This is a genomic window from Senegalia sp. (in: firmicutes), assembly GCF_052088025.1.
Taxonomy (GTDB): Bacteria; Bacillota; Clostridia; order Tissierellales; family SIT17; genus Anaeromonas.
On sequence record NZ_JBQCYD010000037.1, the window covers coordinates 1 to 21,967 of the forward strand.

The window sequence follows — 21,967 nt, forward strand, 5'->3', positions numbered from 1 at the left end:
CAGAAGATAGTTTTATTACGTTTAATTTGTCCTTTTTCTTGACAGAGGACCACTATTAGAATTATAATAATTCTAATAGTTTACTTAATTATGTTAATATAAAAATAAGAATTAAAATAATAATTTAAATTTATATGGTAGATTGAATTGTTTGAAAGTTTTAAATAAGTATAATAAAAAAATACTGTTTGAGGACAGGAGGTATATATTTATGACAAAAGTGTTGATAGCAAGTGTAGTATTTGGTGTAGCAATAGTAATTATAATTGGTTTAATTTATAATATTCTAAAGGAAAAGAATTAGTTTTGAATTTCAAAAATTTTGTTCTATTGTATCCACAGGAAATATGAATCCATTAAATTTTAGTTTATAAAATTAGGAGTATAGATTTAATTTGATAAAAGATAGAAGTTTTAAAAAAGTAATATTAAAAGTTAAAACACTGCCAAACGAAAAACTTACATCATTTATAGAAAATGATCTAGGCATATTTACTTAGAAAATGAAGAATATGATAAGTCTCATTAACATTTAATGAAGGTAAAATAAATAAAAAAGCATATTGAATAGAAATAAGATATTAAGTTTAAAAAACAAAGCTGTAAAAAATGAGATGGTTCAATGAAAGACAGCACTAAAAATGTATGGAAATATGTTTCTTTAATAGGACTTGCTATGACAAACCCAATTGGAATAACAGTAATAATTTCTAGGGATAAAAAATTAATAATTTTAAATACAATACAAAGCTTAGCATTTCCAATATTTTTTGCAAGTGAAACGTATAGAGGAAATATAAGAATAGATTAAGTAAATTAAACTGATTAGATGTTAATGAAAATTATATTTCAATTAACATCTAATTTTTATATTATCTAAATATTAAAAATACATTATAATACAAATAAAAAAAGGTATATAAAAGTATTTATAGAATATATAAATATAGGGAAAAGGGGCGATAATATGGAGAATTTACTTGAAGTTAAAAATCTTGCAACATATTTTAAATTAGAAGATAAGACCATTCATGCAGTAGATGGTGTGTCATTTAATATAAAAAAGGGTGAAATTGTAGCTCTTATTGGGGAATCTGGTAGTGGAAAATCCGTTACAGCTCTATCAATTATGGGAATAGTGCCAATTCCTCCTGGTGAAATAATAAATGGAGAAGTTATATTTGAAGGAAAAGATTTGATAGGCAAAAAGAATAAGGAACTTAAAGCTATCAGAGGAAATGATATATCTATGATATATCAAGAACCTATGACTTCACTAAATCCCATGCTAAAAGTAGGTTATCAGATAAAAGAAGTACTTAAAATTCATACTGATATAAGACGTAGTGAAGCAAAGTCTAAGGCTATAGAATTTCTAAGAAAGGTTGAAATGCCAGAGCCTGAAAAAAGATATAATTCATACCCCTATGAATTAAGTGGTGGTATGAGACAAAGGGTAATGATAGCTATGGCTCTAATTTGTAATCCAAAGCTCTTAATAGCAGATGAACCTACAACAGCACTTGATGTTACTATACAAGCTGAAATACTTGAGCTTATAAAGAAATTAAAGTCTGAATTTCATATGTCAGTATTATTTATAACTCATGATTTGGGAGTAGTTACAAATATAGCTGATAGGATAATGGTAATGTATAGCGGTAAAATTAGGGAGATTGCAAGTACAAATGAATTATATAAAAATCCACTTCATCCATATACAGTATCCCTCATGAAATGTATACCAAGATTAAACGATCCTAAAGACGAACTTTTTACCATTGAAGGAAAAATACCAGATTTACAATCAAAGGAAAAAGGATGTGCATTTTATCTCAGATGTAATAGACGAATGGATAAATGCATAGATAATACTCCTGAACTTGTAGAATATGAAAAGGATCATTTTGTAAGATGCTGGCATTTTGAAGGGGAGAAAAAAGATGAAGAATGAAAGATTAATAGAAGTTCAAAATCTGAAGAAATACTTTAATGTAGATAATTCAAATATATTTAAAGATGAAAAGAAATTAAAGGCAGTAGATGGTATATCTTTTGATATAAATAAAGGAGAAACTTTTGGTTTGGTCGGGGAAAGTGGTTCAGGTAAAAGTACTACAGGACTCCTGATGCTTAGGCTTTTAAACCCAACAAGTGGAAGTGTATATTTGGAAGGTAAGGATATATTTAAATATTCTAAAGCTAAGTTTAGGCACTTAAGAAAAGATTTGCAGATAATATTCCAAGATGCTTCTTGGGCATTAGATCCAAAAATGATAATAGAAGATATATTAAGTGAACCTTTAAAAATACATAATATAGTGCCCAGGTTTGAAAGGGAAAAAGAAGTAAAAAGATTATTAAATATAGTAGGCTTATCATCTAAAGATATGAAGAAATTTCCCCATGAGTTTAGTGGCGGAGAAAGGCAAAGGATAGGTATAGCAAAGGCAATATCTACAAAACCTAAATTTATTTTATGTGATGAACCAGTTTCAGCACTGGATGTATCAATACAATCAAAAATATTAAATTTACTTAGGGATCTTCAATCAGAATATGATTTAACTTATCTTTTCATAGCACATGGTTTAAATGTAGTAAGACATGTATCTGATAGGGTAGGTGTCATGTATTTAGGTAGACTTATGGAAGTAGGAGACGTTCATACCATATATAATAATCCAAAGCATCCATATACAGAAGCTTTGATATCAGCATTTCCCCATACTGATCCTGAAATAGAGAGTAAAAGAATAATATTAAAAGGAGAGATACCAAGTCCTATAAATCCTCCTTTAGGGTGTGTATTTCATACCCGTTGTCCAAAGAAAATGGACATATGTGAAAAATTAGTGCCAAAACTTACAGAAGTTGATAAGGACCATAAATCAGCTTGTTTTTTAGATGAAAGAGTAATAGAAAATTCCAAAGGAGGAGAGGGAATTGAAAATAAATAAAAAGTTCATATTTAAAATTCTTTTAAATATAGCCATTGGATTTGTTACCCTAACATTGATGCTTATGTTATTAAATTTAGACCAATATAGCTCTATTTCAATATCATTTAAGTATAGATTGTTTGAGACAAATATAGATTTTAAAGCTATTTTTCAAAATGTAACAGATTATTACAAAACACTTTTATCTGGTACATTTGGCATGACTACTACAAATAAATCAGTATTTGACTATGTATCATCAAGTTTTAAAAATTCACTAACCTTACTTTCTTTTTCCCTGTCCCTTGCAATTATACTTGGAATACTTAAAGGCATATTTGATAGTAAAAGAGAAAAGAAATATTCTTCAAACTTTAAAACACTATCTACCCTTACAATACTTGCTATGCCTGATGTATTTTTAATATTACTATTACAATTTTCAGCTGTATTATTATATAGAAATGGAATAGAATTACTACCTGCTGCAGGTTATGGTGAAATAAGGCATATGATACTACCCATACTTGCACTAACCCTTATTCCTATGAGCTATATTGCAAGAATAACAGCACTTTCAATAGATGAAAACTATGAAAAAAACTATGTAAAAACAGCCCTTGGTAAGGGGGCTTCAAATAAAAGAATAATATTTATACATGTGCTTAGAAATTCTATAATGGATATATTAGATTCATTTTCTTCTATAGCAACTATTATAATATCTACCCTTGTAGTAGTTGAATATATGTTTGCATATCCGGGCCTTGCCTTTATGATGTTTAAAAATTATGAACTAGGTGAAGTAAATGTAGTTATGGCTATGGGCATCATGATAGCACTACTTTATTTCTTAATAAATATAATATTTGGAGTATTAAAATATGCATTAAATCCTAAATTAAGGGGTGAATTAAATTGATAGCTAAATTAAGAAAAATAAATTTGCCATTAATTATAGGTATAATTATTATTATATTTATATCAATTATAGCTATATTTAGAATAGATATAATGAACTTAGACCCCTTTGCTACAAATTTTGCACTGCCTCATTTTGAAGATGGAAATTTGGTAGTGGATAGGCCACCAAACCCACCAAATGACATAAATATATGGGGAACTGATCTTTTGGGCAGGGATGTGTTTTCTAGAGTAATATATGGGGCTAGGATGACACTTCAGATTGGAATATACACTGCCCTAGCTAGAATATTAGTAGGTGTTATATTTGGACTACTTGCAGGTTTTGGTAGTAAAATTGTATCTAAAATAATAAATATATTTAAAACTACATTTAGTGCCATACCTGCCCTTATAATAAGTTTTATATTTTTAAAAGTTACAAGGCCACCTCTTGAAGAAGCACTATTAGTATACACTATAGTACTTACATTTGTAGGTTGGGGCAGGGTTGGTTCTATATTTAGGGATAGGATAAGTGAAATATTAAGGGAAGATTTTATAAAAGGTGAGATGGCTATAGGAAAAAGTAAATTTCAAATAGCTATAGGAAATGTATTACCACATCTTTTGGCAACTATTGTAATTTATCTTTTTATAGAAGTAAGCAGGGTACTTATAATACTTGGAGAATTAGGAGTATTGGGGCTTTTGGTAGGGTTAAATGCAGTGGACCCCTTTCTTTTAAGCGAATTAAAATTATCCATAGAACCAGCTTATTTTCCAGAATGGGGGTCAATGCTTGGAACAAGTAGGTATGCTATATCTGCTGGTATTCCTTGGATTGTACTATATCCAGCCCTTGCACTCTTTATATCAGTTTTAGGTTTTAATCTTTTAGGTGAGGGATTAAAGATAGAATTAAATAAAAGAAATTCTAAATTTATAACATTTATAAAGCACATTCCCTACCACCTATCTCCTATTACATTTATCCACCAAATTAAAAATATGAATAGGTATAAAAAGTCTGTAGTATTTAAAATTTCTATAGTAGTTTTGATGATTTTGATACTCCTATGGCCTGCACGAAATAGTAAGTATAAAATAGATGTAGAAGGTTTAAATAGCCATATAGAAGAATTATCAAAGGAAAAATATGAGGATAGGTCTATAGAAACAGAAGGAAATAAAAATGCAAGAAATTATATAGTAGAAAATTTAAAGACAATAGGGCTTGGCCCCCTATATGAAAATAAATTTATAAAACCCCATCAAATAGAAGCCAACATCCAGTCAATCCAAGAAATGAATTTAGACCTAGTAGGAAAAGATATATCATTTGACTACAAGGATGAGTTTAATGTAGGACAATTATATGTAAGAAAGATAGATGAAAATATTTATAGTACAGAAATAACAAGAAATATATTAAGTATAGAAATGTATGAAAATGGTGATTATGAAGAAGAAGAAAAGTACTTTATTTTAATCAGCCAAGAAGAACAAAAAAAAGATACGGGTAAAATTACAGATATAATAAATCAACCATTTATAAAAGGTACAATAACCGAATTAGATGAGTTATCTCGTTTTGATGTATTTGGAGATAGTGTAGATTTTGAAGTAATGCAAGATGAATTAGAAAGTGATTATGTTCATTTAAATATATATGTAAATAGTAATTCCTTTAAAAAAATAAAAGAAAATTCAGGAAGCGATATAGAGTTTTCAGCTATAGTAAAAAATCAAATAGAAGCACAAGCAAACAATATTGGTGCTGTATTAAAAGGTAAGGATAGTGAGAAGTCACCTCTTATAATAGCTACTGATTATGATAATGAGGGTATAATATACAATGGAAGCTCCATAGCAGCTAATTTAGAGATAGCAAAAACACTAAAGGAAAGTAAGGTAGACTTAGAAAGAGATATAATATTTTTATTCTTTGATGCTTCTTTTACAAAATCAGAAAAAGGAATAGATGCATTCTCTAAGACTGATTTATATAAAGATTTAGATAAGACCCATTTTCTCATGTATATTAAAAATTTAGGAGGAGCAGGTGGCGAATTAATTGCCTTTGACACATCAAGGCTCTATTCAGATAATAGGGGCCATTATGGTATAATTAGAAATATGATGAAAAGAGGAGAAGATTTAGAGCTTGATACGATGTTAAAGGGTATGGAATTTGATGGTAGGGGTATCAGAACATTATATAACAATGGAACAAGTTTAGTTTCTGTATCTGGAAAATTTAATCCTTATGATATGGATGATAAATTAGATGAAAAAATACTAGAAAAACAAGCTCAAACAATATTAGATTCTATAACAATGTATGATTATACTTTGAAAAAAAGTGGTGAATAAAAATGAGTGTAGGAATAGATATAGTTAGTATTGATAGGATAAAGGATATTTTAGATAAAAAAAGAAATAGCTTTTTAAATAAAATATTTACAGTAAGTGAAATACAATATATAAAAGAAAAAAATTATAGCCCTCAAACTATAGCAGGGCTATTTTCTCTAAAGGAATCGGTAAGTAAGGCTATAGGTACAGGTATTGGAAAAGTTTCATTTAAAGATATAGAAATATACCATGATGAAAATGGTAAGCCAAGGGTAGAACTAAATGAAAAATTAAAGACTTTTAATATTGTATCAATTGATGTAACTATAACTCATGAAAGAGAATATGCTATTAGCTTTGCTAAGGTAGAATTTAAGTCAGATGAAAGATCCATACAAGTACCAGAAGAATTAAAGGGACTCTTAACTAAGAGAAATAAGGATACTCACAAGGGTGATTATGGAAAGGTACTAATAATAGGTGGCAGCAGAGGTATGACAGGCTCTGTCACATTATCATCTAAGGCTAGCGTGAGAACAGGCTCAGGACTTGTATATACACTTGTACCAGAACAATTAGAAACCATAATGAGCATAAAACTTACTGAAGAAATAGTAAAACTTGCAAAAGATAATGGAAAAGGTCATTTCATAAAAGAATCTCTAGAAGATATATTAAAAGCATCAAAAGATAAAGATGTTCTAGCAATAGGTCCAGGTATGGGAAATTGCACAGATAATACATATCTAATAAGAGAAACTATAAAAAATATAAATTTACCTTTAGTAATAGATGCAGATGGATTAAATGCTCTATCAAAGGATATGGGTATGTTAAATCATAAGAAGAACTCTATAGTAATAACCCCACATCCTGGAGAAATGGCTAGGTTGTTAAATAAAGATATAAAAGAAATAGAAGGAAATAGAATTTACTACGCAAAACATATAAGTAATAAATATGATATTGTAAGTGTGCTTAAAGGTAATAACACTATAGTTTCATATAAAGATGAAGTATATATAAATAATTCAGGAAATCCTGGTATGGCTGGGGCTGGAAGTGGTGATGTGCTTACGGGTATTATAACAAGCCTTATAGGTCAAGGCTTAAAGCCATTTGATGCAGCAAAACTTGGAGTATATATTCATGGTCTAGCAGGAGATTTTGCAAGAAAGAAACAAGGTGAGTATTCTATGATAGCTAGTGATATTGTGGATTGTATAGGTGATGCTATAGGAGTGGTTATTGATGAGTGATTATAAGAAGTGTTCAATATCAAAAAAGTTATCAAATTTAGGTTTGATTTTTACATTTATAATCATATTACTTCAACAGATCTTTAGAAATGAATTAGTTGCATCTATATTTATAATGTTATCTATATTAAGTGCTTTATTATTTAAAATTTTAAGTGATAAATATGATGAAAATAAAAGTAAAAAACAAGTAAAAAATACTTCCATATTTGCTGTTATTGTATATATATTAGTATTAGTAGGATATGTAATGATGTTTACTTCATACAGAGATAATAATTTATATATAGTAATAATATTATTTATAGTAACTACCACTTATCATATAAGAGATAATAAGCTTAAGAGTAAAAACCCTATTGACAAATAACTCACTTAATAGTAAACTTAAGAAAAGTTAAATAAAGATATCTTTAAGCTGATCCGAGAGGTCAGAAAGGTAGAAATACGGAACCACTATGCATATTTATGCCTTCTTAAAGATTTCTTTAAGAAGGCATTTTTTAATGCCAAAAAAATACCTTTAAAATAGTTCTGTGAAACTAGAAAGGAGTTGTAATTATGTTAAAAGGAAGACATTTAATAGAACCAAGAGATTTTTCATTAGAAGAATTAGATGAAATATTTTCTCTAGCTGAAAAAATTATAAAGAATAAGGAAGATTATTTAGACAAATGTAGAGGTAAATTACTTGCATCACTTTTTTATGAACCATCTACTAGAACTAGATTTAGTTTTGAAGCTGCAATGTATAGACTTGGAGGACAAGTCGTAGGATTTTCTGAAGCCAGAAGCTCTTCTGTATCAAAAGGAGAATCTGTAGCTGATACAATAAAAACTGTTGCATGCTATGCTGATATAGCTGTGATGAGACATCCCAAAGAAGGAGCACCACTTCTTGCTTCTCAAAATACTGATATGCCTATAATAAATGCTGGTGACGGTGGTCATGAGCACCCTACTCAAACTCTTACTGATTTACTTACAATAAGAATTCTAAAAAAAGAATTTTCAAATCAAACCATTGGACTATGTGGAGACCTTAAATTTGGTAGAACTGTCCATTCTCTCGTAAAAGCACTTAAAAGATATTCAAATATAAATTTTGTATTTATATCACCTCATGAGCTTGAAATTCCTGAATATATAAAAGATGATTTAGAAAAAAATAGCTATTATGAAACTGAAAATTTAGATGAAGTTATAGATAAATTAGATATACTTTATATGACACGTGTACAAAAAGAAAGATTTTTTAATGAAGAGGATTATTTAAGATTAAAAGATAGCTATATTTTAACAAATGAAAAGCTTAAAAATGCAAAAGAAGATCTAATAATAATGCACCCACTTCCACGTGTAAATGAAATAGCTGTAGAAGTTGATAGTGACAAAAGAGCTAAATATTTTGACCAAGCAAGGTATGGAATGTATGTACGTATGGCTTTGATACTTAAACTATTGGGGGTGGAGTAATGTTAAATATTGATAGCATAAAAAAAGGAATAGTAATTGATCATATAAAAGAAGGCTATGGATATAAGATGTTTAAAGAATTGGGGCTTCACAAGGTAGAATATAGGGTGGCACTTATAAGAAATGTTTCATCTAGAAAACAAGGCAAAAAAGACCTTATAAAAATAGAAAACAAAATAGATTTAGATTTAAATGTACTTGGAATAATAGATCCAGATTTAACTGTAAATATAATTGAAGATGAAGTAATAAAAGAAAAGATAAAATTATCTCTTCCTCAAAAGGTAAAAGGAATATTTACTTGCAAAAATCCAAGGTGTATAACAAGTGAAGAAAATATAGAAGAAGTAGAATTTATACTTGTGGATAAGTCTAAAAAAGAATATAGATGTGAATATTGCGATACGAAGACTTCAATATAGGGGTGAAGATGTGGATTATATAATAAAAAATGCTAAAATTGTGGATAAAAGGAAAACCCTTATGGGTGACTTGTGGATAAGTGATGGAAAAATAAAAAAGATATCAAATAATATAGATAGTGTGGATAAAGAGATAATAGATGCAGAGGGAAAAGTAGTTATGCCTTCATTTATAGATATGCATGTACATTTAAGAGAACCAGGACAGACTGAAAAAGAAGATTTAGTATCGGGTGAGAATGCTGCCGTGAAAGGTGGATTTACACATGTATGTGCCATGGCAAATACAAAACCAACTTGTGACAATAAAGAAACTATGGAATATATATTAGATAAACATAAGGAAAATGGAATATGTGATTTAACACAAATATCAGCACTTACGAAAGGTCTTCAAGGTGAGGAATTTGTAAATATAGATGAAATGAGAAAGTTTACTAATCTATTTTCAGATGATGGAGTAAATGTAGATGATGATGAAATTTTTAAGGAAGCTTTAAAGCTATCAAAGGAAAAAGACTTTAAAATATTAACTCACTGTGAACCTGAGGTAGAAACTATAAAAAGAGATTTAAAATTAGTAGAGGATGTAGGAGGAAATCTTCATATTTGCCATATAAGCCTTAAAGAAAGTTTGGATTTAATAAAAGAATATAAAGATAAAGGACTTAAATTTAGCTGTGAAGTAACACCACATCATTTATTTGAATGGGATAATGACTATAGAGTAAACCCTCCTTTTGGAAGTAAGACTGACAGAGATGCAATGATAGAAGGAATAAAGGAAGGAATTATTGATGTAATAGCTACAGATCATGCTCCTCATACACAGGAAGATAAAGAAAATGGAGCTCCTGGAATATCAGGAATAGAAGAAGCTTTTTCATATGTATATACAGTATTTAAACAAAAAGGAATTTCACTAAATTGTTTAAGTGAAAAGATGTCTTATATGCCATCAAAATTACTAGGATTCTCTGAAGCACTTATAGAAGAAGGAAAAGATGCAAATTTAGTATTAATAGATTTAAATGAGTATCATAAAGTTAATACAAATAATTTTGTATCAAAAGGTAAAAACACTCCTTTTGAAGGCAAAAAAGTATATGGAAAAGTAATAATGACTATAAAAAATGGTGAATTTGTATATAAATAAAAAAAGAAAAGATGATTCGCGGGGCTCAGCATGACAAGATTATGCTCAGAAATACAGTTTTTGTGCTGTCATTCTGAACAAAGTAAAGAATCTTATATTAAATAGAATATGAAGATGAGGAGAATGTGAAATGATAATAGATAAATTATATGAAGAATGTAATAAAAAAAGTCCAATATGTGTAGGACTTGATACAAAAATAGAATATCTACCAAAGTTTTTAAGAGAAGAAGATACAAGTGTATCAGAAAAAATATTTACTTTTAATAAGATGATAATAGACAATACTTCTGATTTAGTTGCTTGCTTTAAAGTTCAAATAGCTTTTTATGAAGCATTAGGAATTGAAGGACTTAAAGCATATAGTAAAACAGTCAAATATATAAGAGAAAAAGGGAAAATTGTAATAGGAGATATAAAAAGAGGAGATATATCATCTACTGCAAAAGCTTATGCAGATGCCCATTTTTCTGGAGATTTTGAAGTGGATATAATAACTGTAAATCCATATATGGGAGTTGACTCAATTAGTCCTTATGAAGATTATATGAAAAATGATGATAAGGCACTTTTTATGCTAATTCACACTTCAAATAAGTCTTCAAAAGATTTTCAAGAGTTAGAAGTAAGTGGTGAAAAATTATATATGAAGGTAGCAGAAAAATGCAAGACTTGGGGAGAAAACTCTATAGGTGAATCTGGATTTAATAGAATAGGCGGAGTAGTGGGCCTTACTTTCCCTGAAGAATTTTTAGAAATAAAAAAAGAATGTCCCAATACATTTTTCCTAATCCCAGGATATGGTGCTCAAGGTGGTAAAGGCAAGGATATAAAAGAGATATTTAAAGGTGGAGTATGTGGAGTTATAAATTCATCTAGAGGAATTATCACTGCTCATAAGGGAAAATCTGAAGATGAAGACTTTGTAAAATACACAAGAGAAGCAGTCATCTCTATGAAGGATGATTTAATTGGCTAAAATACTAGAAAATATAAAAGTAGCAGATAGAATTTATAAATTAGTTGTAGAAGGTAATTTTAAAGGTGAAATGGGGCAATTTTTTATGATAAGAGGATGGGAGGAATTCCCTCTTTTATCAAGACCTCTTAGCATTCATGATAAAACTCACGAAAGTATAACATTTTTATATAGAATAGAAGGAAGTGGAACTGATAAATTAAGTAAGTTAAAATCGGGAGACAAGTTAAAATTAGAAGGTCCATATGGTAATGGTTATCCAAAGACAAAAGGAAAAGTGGCTATAGTTGGTGGTGGAATTGGTATTGCACCTCTTTTATATACTGCTAAAGGTTTAAAGAAATATATAGAAAAGCTAGATATATATCTAGGATTTACAGATACATCTTATTTAACAGATGAATTTAAAAAGTATGCTGATAATCTATATGTTTCAGTGGGTGATTTTATAACTGAAAAAATAAATGTAGATGAATACGATTATATATTTACTTGTGGGCCAGAAATAATGATGAAAAAAATAGTAGATATGACTAAGGGGAAAAATGTAAAGACTTATGTATCAATAGAAAAACATATGGCATGTGGTGTAGGGGCTTGTCTAGTGTGCTCTTGTAAAACTAAAAATGGAATGAGTAGAGTTTGTAAGGATGGTCCAGTGTATGATGGAGAGGATGTTTATTATGAGTAATTTAAATATAGAGTTTGGCAAAACAAAATTTAAAAACCCTGTAATAACAGCATCTGGTACATTCGGATTTGGACGTGAATACAATGAAATTTATGATATAAATCTATTAGGTGGAATATCTACAAAAGGAATTACAAGGGAAAGGCGAGATGGCAATACTGGCATGAGAATATATGAAACAGCATCTGGAATAATGAATAGTGTAGGGCTTGAAAATCCAGGAGTAGAAGGGTTTGTAAAAGATGAAATTCCATTTTTAGAGAGTTTAGATACCAAAGTAATAGTAAATATAGGTGGAGCTTGTGAATCTGATTATCTATATGCTATAAAAAAAGTATCTAAATGTAATGTAGATATGATAGAGCTTAATATATCTTGTCCCAATGTGAAAGCAGGAGGCATGGCTTTTGGTATAAAAACAAAAGACGCAAGGCAAATAGTAAGAAAAGCAAGGAATGCTACAGATTTACCGCTAGTAGTAAAATTATCACCAAATGCAGAAGATATAGTAGCTATAGCTCGTGCTTGTGAAGAAGAAGGGGCAGATGGCATATCTCTTGTAAATACCTTTAAAGGACTTGCTATAGATATCAATACTCGCAAGCCAGTATTTGATAATATATATGCTGGAGTATCAGGCCCTGCTATAAAACCTATGGCACTTAGAATGGTAAATGAAGTATATAAAAATGTTAATATTCCTATAATGGGTATGGGCGGAATAATGAATGCAAATGATGCTATAGAATTTCTAATGGCAGGTGCTAGATGCATTCAAGTTGGAACTGCTAATTTCATAAATCCAAAGGCATCTTTAGAAATAATAAAAGGAATAGATATGTTTTTAGAAAAAGAGGGTATAAAGTCTCTAGATGAAATAATAGGCATAATATAAATAAAGGGAGAGTGCAAAGGATGAATACAATTATAAGTTTATTAGAAAGAAGTGGAGCATTACTTGAAGGACATTTCCTATTATCATCAGGAAAACACAGTAATAGATATGTACAATGTGCTAAACTTTTAAGCTATCCAGAACATGCAGAAATCGTTATATCTGAAGTAGTAAGGAAAATATCAGATTTAGATATAGATTTAATAGTAGGCCCTGCAATGGGGGGAGTAATAGTAGCATATGAAATGGGTAGGCAATTAGAATTACCTGCTATATTTACTGAAAGAAAAGATGGAGAAATGACACTTAGACGTGGTTTTGAGATCAAAGAAGGTACTAAAGTTATGATAGCTGAAGATGTTGTAACTACTGGGAAATCTACCATGGAAACAAAAAAAGTAATAGAAAAATTAGGTGGAGATGTAATAGGAGTAGCATCTATTATAGATAGAACTAAAGGTAAATCAGAACTTGATATTCCCCTATATAGTGCTGTAAAAATTGATATAGATACTTTTGAATCAAGCAATTGTCCAATGTGCAAAGATGGAAGTAAACCTGTAAAACCAGGCAGTAGAAATTAGATATAATAAAAGGAAGAGGATATCCTCTTCCTTTAAAACACAGGTTTTTTAAATCCACTACCATGAATTTCTGCTGTATCCATTACTGTCATAAAAGCATTTTCATCTATATCTTTTACTATATTTTTAACTACTGCAAGTTGTCTTGTGGAAACTACACAATATATAACCTTTTGCTTGCGTCTAGTATATGCTCCTTCTCCTTCTAAAAATGTGATACCTCTATTTACTCTTTCCATCAAAGCAGTTGAAAGATCCTCAGCATTATTTGTAACAATAAATACTAATTTTTTAGTATCAAGACCTATCATTATTTTGTTCATTACTGTACTTGATATGAACATACTTATAAGAGTATATATTGCTAAGGTATAATCGCTGATTGTAGCATTTATAAGTACTACAATTACATTTGTAACAAAGAGAATTGTAGATATACTTATCTCAAATTTCTTTTTTACTATTACTGAAACTATATCAGTTCCTCCTGTTGATGAACGAAATCTAAATATAATTCCAGAAGAAAATCCAAGAAATAAACCTCCATATATAGTAGATGCTAAAATATCTTCTATCCACATTACTTCAGTTAAAAATTCTGTTACATATAAGAAAAATGAAAGTGATAACATACCAACCATACTTACAAATGCAAATCTCCTGTCAATTTCTTTAATTCCAAATATAAATATAGGAATATTTAATAAAAGAACAAAGATACCAGTATTTAAGCCTGTAAGATATGTTAGTATTATTGCTATACCAGATACTCCACCAGCCAGTAGACTATGAGGAATTATAAATGCATTTATGCCAATGGCCATTATAAGTGTACCTATAAGGGTAACAATTCCACTTTTTAGCCATTCTACTTTTAATAATTTTTTAGCCATGAACAAACACCTCCAAAATAAGATTACCTATAACATCATAAAGCATAATCTGAGGTAATTCAACACCTATTTTAAAATTAATTCCCTACTGTCTTCTTCTGTAAGTCTAGCTAATTTATCTATTTTTAAATTAATATATTTTTTATCCAAAAATTCTAATTCTTTTTTGTTAAAACCATCTATTAAATAATTTGCAAATCTCCATACTTTTCTTTTTATCTTAATATTAGATTCCACTAATAAGCATAGTGATTCAAGAATTGCTGTTAATATTGATTGGTCTCCATCTCCATAATATATTATTTGGTAATAGGAAGAATATAATAATTCATCAAAATCACTATATTTCATAGTGAGTCTAAGGATGTCATCTTCATCATGATAATATGTAGTATGCATCTGAGACATAGAAATACTAGATAATATCACTGAAAGTCTTTTAATACAAAGAATTGCAGTATTTGGATCATTTATTCCAGGAGAGAGTGCTTTTAGTGCTATATCCACTATTTTTTGAATACCAAATTCTACATCTTGAAACATAGATCTATAACTACCTATAGTTACTTGTTCAACTATCCTAGAAGTATCTTCCAAGGGTTTATTAGCATAAATTGTAAGTACATGATTTCCACTTACAACAAATTCACCTATTTTTTTCTCCATTTCTATAGATATATCTAATTCCTTAGATATTCTTATAAGTGCACTAGTATCAACAAGTTGAATATAACCTGTATCTGATGCCACAACTTGAATAGATAAGGCAGGATTTTCTGTCATATAGACTGGTTCATATCTTATCCTATCGTCATTTATAACCCTATTATCTAATTCTTTTATCAAATTAATTGATTCATTAGAAACATCATTTACTAGTTTACTAACCTGCATAAAAGTAGCAACATGATGAATGAAAAATATAAAAAATCCTACAGCAAAAATAGATATTATTACACCAATTAAAGCTGATAGAACAAAGCTGTTTTCAATATTTTCCTTTAAAAATAATAGAGATATTATAAGGTAGATAAAGGTTCCCATAAAAACACCTAAAACTCTTAATGTTATTTTTTTATTCAAAAAATCTTGTAATGTTCTAGGGGAATATTGTGAAGAATATGTACTTAAGACTACCATCATTGTAGAAAAAGATATGGTCATCATAGTTATAATTGCAGCTGCAAGTGAAGAAAGTATGGTTTGTGCTAAGTCAAAGTCAGTAAGAAGGACTTTTGGTATATAAATTTGTACTTCTTCTGAAAGAAAAGTATCTATTGAAATTATAAGCATTGATAATATAAAAGCTATTAATCCATATAATACAGGAATAAACCAAATCTTTGATCTGATTTTTAATATCCATCTATTAATCATATAATCACTCCGATATATTAAATTAGGTAAAAGAAAAGAGAGTAGGTCTATGGGGGAGTTCCTACTCTCTTTCTACCACTATTAAAGGGGCTTTGCATGGGGTTACTAATAGTATACCCTTGCCAAAAAAAAACAAACATAATAATTAAAAAAATAAAATAATTTTTTTAACTTTGAAATAAAGGAATTAAAGGTTATAATAAAATTAAATACAAGCATATAAACAAGAGAAAGAAGGTATATTTAAATGACTAAGATTGATTGGAAAGAAAGAAGAAACCTTACCATGCTAGCAGACTTTTATGAACTTACAATGGCAAATGGATATTTTGAACATGGGATTCATGAAAAACGCGCTTATTTTGATATGTTCTTTAGAAAGATTCCTGATAATGGAGGATTTGCTATAATGGCAGGAGTTGAACAATTGATAGAATATCTGAAAAATTTAGATTTTACAGAAGAAGATATAGAATTTCTAAAAGAAAAAGATATGTTTAGTGATAAATTTTTAGATTATTTAAGGGAATTTAAATTTGAATGTGATGTATGGGCTGTAAAGGAAGGTATGCCAATATTTCCAAGAGAGCCCATAGTAAAGGTACGTGGTCCTGTAATACAAGCTCAATTTATAGAGACAATGATATTACTTACCATAAATCATCAATCTCTTATTGCAACAAAGGCAAATAGAATAGTAAGAGCAGCAGAGGGGAGACCAGTCTTAGAATTTGGTTCAAGAAGAGCACAAGGATATGATGGAGCAATACTAGGAGCTCGTGCTTCATTTATTGGAGGATGTGCTGGTACTGCTTGTACAATAGCAGATAGAGATTACAATATACCTGCATCTGGTACTATGGCACATAGCTGGGTACAATTATTTGAAACTGAAGAAGAAGCATTTAGAATCTATGCAAGAACATATCCTGAAGATTGTGTTCTTTTAGTGGACACCTATGATGTACTTAAATCAGGTGTGCCTAATGCTATAAAGGTATTCAAAGAAGAAGTTATAGCTAAAGGATACAGACCAAAAGGAATTAGACTTGATAGTGGAGATATAGCCTATCTTTCAAAAGTTGTAAGAAAAATGTTAGATGATGCAGGACTTAATGATTGTAAAATAATTGCATCTAATTCTTTGGATGAATATATAATACGTGAATTACTACTTCAAGATGCAAAGGTAGATTTATTTGGAGTAGGAGAAAGACTTGTAACATCTAAATCAGAACCAGTATTTGGAGGAGTATATAAACTTGTAGCTGTAGAGGATGATGGAAAATTAATTCCAAAAATTAAGGTAAGTGCTAATGTAGAAAAAATTACAACTCCAGGGGCTAAAGATCTCTATAGATTATATGATAAAGAAAGTGGAAAAGCTATTGCTGATTTAGTTACCATGGAGGGTGAAAAGGTTCATGAAGATAGACCATATGAACTTTTTAATCCACTATATACTTGGAAAAGAAAAAAGGTAGAGAATTTTAGGGCTGAAAAAATACTTACCAAAATATTTGATAAAGGAAAATGTATATATGCAAGTCCAGATGTAAATAATATTAAAAGATTCTGCAAGGAACAAATTGATACCTTATGGGAAGAAGTTTTACGTTTTGAACATCCCCATAAATATTACGTAGACTTATCATATGATTTATGGATAGTAAAAGATAATTTACTAACAGAACATTCTGTAGAAAAATTAAGTGAGTAAAATATCAATTTAATGTTAAGGTATTCAATCCATGGGTATAAAAAGGAATAAGAATAAATAACACTAAAAATAATAGGAGGTTTTTGTATGTTTTTTAAATCAATGATTGAAGATGTATTAAACAAAAGAGAGCAGGAAAGAAAAAAAGCAGCAGCAAAAGGAGCTACAACAGGTCTTACAATAGGTGCAGCAATAGGTGCAGTAGTTGGATTATTATATGCTCCAAAATCAGGTAAAGAAACAAGAGAAGAGATAAAAGAAAAGGCAAATGAAACAAAAGTAGATTTAAAACTTAAGGCAATGGATGCAAAAGATAATTTAAGTCAAAAAGCAAATGAAACAAAAGAAGATTTAAAAACAAAGATAGAACAAACTAAACAAGTAGTTAATACTACAAAAGAAGGATTAAAAAAGACAGCTGATGATACAAAAAAGAATTTAGAAGAAACTAAAGAAGCAGCACAAGATACAAAAGAAGCTGTAGATAAGACTCAAAATGATTTAAACAAAATGAATAACAATAAATAAAAGTTTTGAAAAACAAAGGAATAGGGGGTGTAAGTTATCGATACCGTTATAACTATATCAGATTTAATGATTATTTTACTATCACTTGTAGGAATAGGTGTTGGGATATTCCTTATATTGGTACTTAAAAATTTAGCAGGTGTATTAAAAAATGTAAAGTCACTTATAGATGATAATCAATCAAATGTAGATGATGCACTTAAAAATCTACCTAATATCATGAAAAATGTAAATGGGATTACAGATGATGTAAATTATGCAATGGATGATATATCTAAATCTTTACCAATTATAGTAAGAGATGTAGAAGGTGTTACTACTACAGCAAGAGTAACTGTAGAAAAGGCAGGTCAAACAGTCAATACACTAGAACAAGGTGTAAAAGATACAGTAGATTCCGTTAGAGGAACAGTTTACACTGTAAAAGATAGTAGTGCTAGTGTAACTACCTACATAAAGGTGATTGCACAAGTTTTAAAAGTAATTGCAGCTAGATTAAAATCATAGTAAACCTAAGCCAAGGGATTTATCCTTTGGCTTTTAGTATTTACTCTTGACAAATCAATGCTTTTTTTATATAATAAGTATCTGTTGACAGTTAAAATTGTCATTAAATTAAAATATACGGAGAGATGGTTGAGTTTGGCTTAAGGCGCTCGCCTGGAAAGCGGGTAGGCGGTAATCCCGTCTCGAGGGTTCGAATCCCTCTCTCTCCGCCAGTATAAATCTTTGCCGTGATAGATGGGGAGGTAGCGGTGCCCTGTAACCTGCAATCCGCTACAGCAGGGTTGAATTCCTAGTTGAGGCTTAACTGGTTAGGGTCTGCCCTAGGTAAGTGGTGTTGACGATTGGGTCCTACGCAACGAAAATTCATGAATTCCGTCAGGTCTGGAAGGAAGCAGCGGTAAGTGAACACTTTCGTGTGCCGTAGGGAAACCTGATCCGAGCTAACTGCCTAGGTAACGCCTGGTTAGTTACAGTCGAAGCTAGGTTCACGGCTTAAAATTTTAAAAAAGCAAAAAGCTATGGATTAATCCATAGCTTTTTGTTCTATAAAGTAATACTTAATTATGATATAATAAAAATACAAACTTTATAATTGTAGGTGAAAAGATGGCGTTTAAAGCACTTTATAGAAGATTCAGACCAAAGACATTTGATGATGTAGTAGGTCAAGAACATATAACAAGAGTACTTAAAAATCAAATATTAAATGATAATATAGCTCATGCATACTTGTTTTCAGGTACCCGTGGAACCGGGAAAACCTCAACAGCAAAGATATTTGCAAGAGCTGTAAATTGTATAGATAATAATACAGGAAATCCTTGCAATGATTGTGAAGTTTGTAGATCTATATTAGATGATAATATAATGGATGTAGTAGAGATGGATGCAGCATCAAACAATAGTGTAGATGATATACGAGATTTAAAAGAAAAAGTAAAATACCCACCTTCAAAAGGTAGATATAAAGTATATATAATAGATGAGGTTCATATGCTTTCTAAGGGAGCATTTAATGCACTACTTAAAACATTAGAAGAGCCTCCAAGTCATTTGATATTTATACTTGCAACAACAGAACCTCAAAAATTACCTGCAACTATACTTTCTCGCTGTCAGAGATATGATTTTAAAAGGATAACCGTAAAAGAGATAGTTACTACAATGAAAAATATTTGTGATGAGTTAAATATAGAAGTAGAAGAAAGAGGACTTCAGTTAATAGCAAGAAATTCTGATGGAGCAATGAGAGATGCTTTAAGTATATTAGATCAATGCATATCCTTTGCAGATGAAAAAGTAAGCTATGAATATATATTAGAATTACTAGGAACAGTAAATAGTGACATAATATTTGATATGGCAGATAGTATAATAGAAAAAGATTTAGAAAAATCTCTTAAAACAGTAGATGAGCTTATAATAATAGGAAAAGATATACATCAATTTATAAAAGATATGATAAATCATTTTAGAAATCTCATGGTATCCAAAGCATCAGATAAATTAAATGATATAATAGATGGTACTGAGGAAACTATAGAAAGATTTAAAATTCAATCTCAAAACATAGAATTAAGTAGAATAATAGCTATAATAAAGCTGTTATCTGAAGCAGAAGTAAATAGCAAATGGTCATCTGAACCTAGGATAATACTTGAAACTACAATTATGAAGATGTTATCACCTGAACTTGATACTTCAGTTGACTCTCTTTTAGCTAGAATAAGCAATTTAGAAAGTGCTGTAAAAAGAGGTAAAATTGTAGTAGAAGAAAAATTAGAAGATACAAACACCAAAAGTAACATAGCAAAAACAGTATCAAAACAAGTAACAAAAAAAGAAACAATCAAAAAAGAAGAAGATAAGAAAGAAGAAATAATAATCAATAAAGAAATCAATGAAAATATAGATATAAATGATGTAATGAAAATATGGCCTGATATGATGAAAAAAATAAAAACGGAAAAAATAAGTATTCAAGCACTATTATCAGAAGGAATACCCCATGATATAGAGGGTAATACTCTATATGTATTATTTAAAGATGGATTTGGATTTCATAAAGATGCAGTAAATAAAGATGATAATAAAAAATATATAGAAAACACATTAAATAATATTTTATCTTCTAATATGAATATAAAGTTTATGATGGAAGATGAAGTAGGAAAAAAAGAAGATGTAGTAGATAGCTTAACTAAAGAAGTTATAGATGTGTTTGGAGAAGATATTGTAGAATTTGAAGAATAACAATAATTTTAAGGAGTGATGTAAAGTGGCAAAAGGTGGATTTAAAGGAATGGGAAATATGGGTGGCATGATGAAACAAGTTCAACAAATGCAAAAGAAAATGGAAAAGATGCAAGCAGAACTAGATGAAAAAGAAGTAGAAGCAAGTGCAGGTGGCGGAGCTGTTACAGTAAAGGTAAACGGTAAAAAAGAACTATTAGAAGTTCATTTAGATGAAGCAGTAGTAGACCCAGATGATATAGAAATGTTACAAGACCTTATAATAGCAGCAACAAATGAAGCTATTAGAAAAGCAGAAGAAATGGTATCTAGTGAAATGGGTAAATTAACTGGTGGAATGAATCTACCAGGAATGTAATAGATAAGGGCCTTAGGGCCCTTTAAATTTGTAAAAGTAGAGGTGAAAATATGGATTATTTTGCTAAACCATTAGCTAAATTAATAGAAGAGTTTGCAAAACTACCAGGAATAGGCAAAAAAACAGCTCAAAGATTAGCTTTTCATGTTTTAAATATGAACAATGAAGATGCTGCAAGCCTTGCTACATCTATAGTGGATGCAAAAAAGAATATAAAATATTGTAGTAATTGCTATAACCTTACAGATATTGATCCTTGTAGAATATGTTCTAGTAAAAAACGAGATGATTCTATAATATGTGTAGTAGAAGATCCAAAAGATATAGTAGCAATGGAAAGAACTCGTGATTTCAATGGTTTATATCATGTATTACATGGCAGTATTTCGCCTATGGAAGGTATAGGACCTGATGAAATTAAGATAAAAGAACTTTTAGATAGATTAAAAGGTGACAAGGTAGAAGAATTAATACTTGCAACAAATCCCAATATAGAAGGTGAAGCAACTGCAATGTATATAGGAAGACTCTTAAAACCACTAGGAGTAAAAACAACCAGAATAGCTCATGGCATACCAGTAGGTGGAGATTTAGACTATGCCGATGAAGTAACCCTTGCAAAAGCACTTGAAGGCAGACGTGAATTTTAGGCGTCTCCTTCTTTTT

The 21,967-nt window shown here is 29.7% G+C and carries 22 protein-coding genes, 1 tRNA gene and 1 other RNA gene; 22 read left to right on the plus strand and 2 right to left on the minus strand.

Annotation, left to right across the window (positions count from 1 at the left end; all coding sequences use genetic code 11):
- Nucleotides 1-622: 622 nt before the first annotated feature.
- From ACTHUW_RS09660 to pyrE, 14 genes are all read left to right on the plus strand, one after another.
- Nucleotides 623-811, plus strand: a complete 189-nt coding sequence (locus ACTHUW_RS09660) for a hypothetical protein (RefSeq protein ID WP_442197961.1) — start codon at nt 623-625, stop codon at nt 809-811.
- A 156-nt stretch (nt 812-967) separates the two neighbouring features.
- Nucleotides 968-1,954 (plus strand): ABC transporter ATP-binding protein, encoded by a 987-nt coding sequence (locus ACTHUW_RS09665; RefSeq protein ID WP_442197962.1) that lies wholly within the window; start codon nt 968-970, stop codon nt 1,952-1,954.
- A complete protein-coding gene (locus tag ACTHUW_RS09670; protein WP_442197963.1) occupies nt 1,944-2,960 on the plus strand; it encodes an ABC transporter ATP-binding protein in 1,017 nt (338 codons plus the stop codon). Before ACTHUW_RS09665 ends, ACTHUW_RS09670 begins: the two co-directional genes overlap by 11 nt.
- Nucleotides 2,947-3,864, plus strand: a complete 918-nt coding sequence (locus ACTHUW_RS09675) for an ABC transporter permease subunit (protein WP_442213138.1) — start codon at nt 2,947-2,949, stop codon at nt 3,862-3,864. Before ACTHUW_RS09670 ends, ACTHUW_RS09675 begins: the two co-directional genes overlap by 14 nt.
- Entirely contained in the window at nt 3,861-6,221 is a 2,361-nt protein-coding gene (locus ACTHUW_RS09680; protein WP_442197965.1) for an ABC transporter permease subunit, read from the plus strand. The genes ACTHUW_RS09675 and ACTHUW_RS09680 overlap by 4 nt, the downstream gene beginning before the upstream one ends.
- 2 nt (nt 6,222-6,223) lie before the next feature.
- Nucleotides 6,224-7,462 carry an NAD(P)H-hydrate dehydratase gene (locus ACTHUW_RS09685; RefSeq protein WP_442197966.1) on the plus strand — a complete coding sequence of 413 codons (1,239 nt, stop codon included), beginning with the start codon at nt 6,224-6,226 and terminating at the stop codon, nt 7,460-7,462.
- Nucleotides 7,455-7,832: a hypothetical protein gene (locus tag ACTHUW_RS09690; RefSeq protein ID WP_442197967.1), complete on the plus strand. Its 378-nt coding sequence runs from the start codon at nt 7,455-7,457 to the stop codon at nt 7,830-7,832. The genes ACTHUW_RS09685 and ACTHUW_RS09690 overlap by 8 nt, the downstream gene beginning before the upstream one ends.
- Nucleotides 7,833-8,023: 191 nt before the next feature.
- The gene (gene pyrB, locus ACTHUW_RS09695) at nt 8,024-8,938 is read left to right on the plus strand and encodes an aspartate carbamoyltransferase (protein WP_442197968.1); all 915 of its coding nucleotides are present in this window, start codon (nt 8,024-8,026) and stop codon (nt 8,936-8,938) included.
- Nucleotides 8,938-9,360 carry an aspartate carbamoyltransferase regulatory subunit gene (locus ACTHUW_RS09700; protein ID WP_442197969.1) on the plus strand — a complete coding sequence of 141 codons (423 nt, stop codon included), beginning with the start codon at nt 8,938-8,940 and terminating at the stop codon, nt 9,358-9,360. The genes pyrB and ACTHUW_RS09700 overlap by 1 nt, the downstream gene beginning before the upstream one ends.
- Before the next feature lie 10 nt (nt 9,361-9,370).
- The gene (locus ACTHUW_RS09705) at nt 9,371-10,516 is read left to right on the plus strand and encodes a dihydroorotase (protein ID WP_442197970.1); all 1,146 of its coding nucleotides are present in this window, start codon (nt 9,371-9,373) and stop codon (nt 10,514-10,516) included.
- Nucleotides 10,517-10,646: 130 nt separating this feature from the next.
- Nucleotides 10,647-11,495, plus strand: a complete 849-nt coding sequence (gene pyrF / locus ACTHUW_RS09710; RefSeq protein WP_442197971.1) for an orotidine-5'-phosphate decarboxylase — start codon at nt 10,647-10,649, stop codon at nt 11,493-11,495.
- Nucleotides 11,488-12,186, plus strand: coding sequence for a dihydroorotate dehydrogenase electron transfer subunit (locus ACTHUW_RS09715; RefSeq protein WP_442197972.1), 699 nt, complete (start codon nt 11,488-11,490; stop codon nt 12,184-12,186). Before pyrF ends, ACTHUW_RS09715 begins: the two co-directional genes overlap by 8 nt.
- Nucleotides 12,179-13,081: a dihydroorotate dehydrogenase gene (locus ACTHUW_RS09720; protein ID WP_442197973.1), complete on the plus strand. Its 903-nt coding sequence runs from the start codon at nt 12,179-12,181 to the stop codon at nt 13,079-13,081. Before ACTHUW_RS09715 ends, ACTHUW_RS09720 begins: the two co-directional genes overlap by 8 nt.
- 20 nt (nt 13,082-13,101) lie before the next feature.
- Nucleotides 13,102-13,665, plus strand: a complete 564-nt coding sequence (gene pyrE / locus ACTHUW_RS09725) for an orotate phosphoribosyltransferase (protein ID WP_442197974.1) — start codon at nt 13,102-13,104, stop codon at nt 13,663-13,665.
- A 32-nt stretch (nt 13,666-13,697) separates the two neighbouring features.
- Here pyrE and ACTHUW_RS09730 read toward each other — a convergent pair whose 3' ends face one another.
- Both ACTHUW_RS09730 and ACTHUW_RS09735 read right to left on the minus strand, forming a co-directional pair.
- Entirely contained in the window at nt 13,698-14,558 is an 861-nt protein-coding gene (locus tag ACTHUW_RS09730) for a YitT family protein (protein ID WP_442213140.1), read from the minus strand.
- A 66-nt stretch (nt 14,559-14,624) separates the two neighbouring features.
- Nucleotides 14,625-15,935, minus strand: coding sequence for a DUF2254 domain-containing protein (locus ACTHUW_RS09735; RefSeq protein ID WP_442210717.1), 1,311 nt, complete (start codon nt 15,933-15,935; stop codon nt 14,625-14,627).
- Nucleotides 15,936-16,182: 247 nt separating this feature from the next.
- Here ACTHUW_RS09735 and ACTHUW_RS09740 point away from each other — a divergent pair, with 247 nt between their 5' ends.
- The 8 genes from ACTHUW_RS09740 (at nt 16,183) to recR (ending at nt 21,951) form a co-directional block, all read left to right on the plus strand.
- Nucleotides 16,183-17,655, plus strand: coding sequence for a nicotinate phosphoribosyltransferase (locus ACTHUW_RS09740; protein WP_442197977.1), 1,473 nt, complete (start codon nt 16,183-16,185; stop codon nt 17,653-17,655).
- An 87-nt stretch (nt 17,656-17,742) separates the two neighbouring features.
- Complete coding sequence (locus ACTHUW_RS09745) at nt 17,743-18,183, plus strand: YtxH domain-containing protein (RefSeq protein ID WP_442197978.1); 441 nt, start codon at nt 17,743-17,745, stop codon at nt 18,181-18,183.
- A 117-nt stretch (nt 18,184-18,300) separates the two neighbouring features.
- Nucleotides 18,301-18,690: a hypothetical protein gene (locus ACTHUW_RS09750; protein WP_442199316.1), complete on the plus strand. Its 390-nt coding sequence runs from the start codon at nt 18,301-18,303 to the stop codon at nt 18,688-18,690.
- Between the two features lie 119 nt (nt 18,691-18,809).
- Nucleotides 18,810-18,902, plus strand: a tRNA-Ser gene (locus ACTHUW_RS09755).
- Between the two features lie 13 nt (nt 18,903-18,915).
- Nucleotides 18,916-19,181: signal recognition particle sRNA large type (gene ffs, locus ACTHUW_RS09760), an RNA gene on the plus strand.
- A gap of 115 nt (nt 19,182-19,296) precedes the next feature.
- Complete coding sequence (gene dnaX, locus ACTHUW_RS09765) at nt 19,297-20,943, plus strand: DNA polymerase III subunit gamma/tau (RefSeq protein WP_442210719.1); 1,647 nt, start codon at nt 19,297-19,299, stop codon at nt 20,941-20,943.
- Nucleotides 20,944-20,968: 25 nt separating this feature from the next.
- Complete coding sequence (locus ACTHUW_RS09770; RefSeq protein WP_442197981.1) at nt 20,969-21,301, plus strand: YbaB/EbfC family nucleoid-associated protein; 333 nt, start codon at nt 20,969-20,971, stop codon at nt 21,299-21,301.
- 50 nt (nt 21,302-21,351) lie between these two features.
- On the plus strand, nt 21,352-21,951 hold the full coding sequence (recR, locus tag ACTHUW_RS09775; protein WP_442199314.1) for a recombination mediator RecR: 600 nt from the start codon (nt 21,352-21,354) through the stop codon (nt 21,949-21,951).
- Nucleotides 21,952-21,967 lie beyond the last annotated feature (16 nt).